The 382-nt window shown below is 67.3% G+C and carries 1 pseudogene; it reads right to left on the bottom strand.

The features are described from left to right. Positions 1-55 precede the first annotated feature (55 nt). Positions 56-382 (bottom strand): annotated as a pseudogene (locus tag OQ02_RS39425) (tRNA dihydrouridine synthase DusB); the annotation flags it as partial.

Below are 382 nucleotides of genomic sequence, written 5' to 3'. Positions count from 1 at the left end.
CCCCTCAAGGGTGGCGAGGATCACTCCTTCGGAACGGCCGGATCAGGGCCGAATCTCAGCCGCCGGACGTGTCCAGCTCGGCGTCCTCGCTCACGCCGGAGCAGTCGTAGGGGTCCTTCAACCAGCCGTCCGGCAGGACAACTCGGTTGTTTCCGGACGTACGACCCCGAGGACCGTCGGCACCCACCGGCCACGGCTGGTCCAGGTCCAGCTCGCTCAACTGAGCGCTCAGTTCGTCCAGGGACGAGGTGATCGCCAGCTTCTTGCGCATCTCGGAGCCCACCGAGAAGCCCTTCAGATACCAGGCCACGTGCTTGCGGAAGTCGATGACACCGCGTGCCTCGTCGCCGAGCCACTCGCCGAGCAGCCGCGCGTGCCGCAC

Source organism: Saccharothrix sp. NRRL B-16314 (assembly GCF_000716595.1).
Lineage (GTDB): Bacteria > Actinomycetota > Actinomycetes > Mycobacteriales > Pseudonocardiaceae > Actinosynnema.
The sequence above is the reverse complement of the archived record's forward strand: the minus strand, read 5'-3'. Positions and strand labels throughout refer to the sequence as shown.